The organism is Listeria sp. SHR_NRA_18 (assembly GCF_003856515.1).
Classification (GTDB): domain Bacteria; phylum Bacillota; class Bacilli; order Lactobacillales; family Listeriaceae; genus Listeria_A; species Listeria_A newyorkensis.
In genome coordinates this window covers 1-409 of the sequence record NZ_QPKR01000092.1, presented here as the reverse complement: position 1 = coordinate 409, position 409 = coordinate 1, and the positions used below count along the sequence as shown (strand labels likewise).

Genomic DNA, 409 nt, shown 5'->3' with positions numbered 1-409 from the left:
CTGAACCGTACCGCGCGTGGCCAGCAAACCGACGATACCGTTGGCGGTCAGTTTGGCAGCAGGCTTGATCGCAGGCACCACCCCCACTACCGGGAAAGCAAAACGTTCACGCAGTGCGGGTAAGGAAACGGTACTGGCGGTATTACAGGCGATGATGACGATCGCCAGAGGATGGCGCTGCTGAACCGCACTGACAATTTCCAGCACGCGCTCAACGATAAACTCTTCGGATTTCTCGCCGTAGGGGAATGCTACGTTATCGAAGGCATAGATATAGTGGAGATCCGGCAGCAGTTGCCGAACCTCCTGAAACACTGACAACCCGCCGACGCCGGAATCAAAAACCAGCGCCGTCGGGCGAGGAGCCGCAGTGGCGTTAGAAGGTATAGCTGCCAGTGAGGTAGTACTC

At 57.2% G+C, this 409-nt stretch carries 1 protein-coding gene; it reads right to left on the bottom strand.

All coding sequences use genetic code 11. The features are described from left to right. On the bottom strand, positions 1 to 348 hold a 348-nt coding region (gene murI / locus DUK53_RS17295), incomplete at its 3' end, for a glutamate racemase (RefSeq protein ID WP_368665732.1). Between the last annotated feature and the right edge of the window lie 61 nt (positions 349 to 409).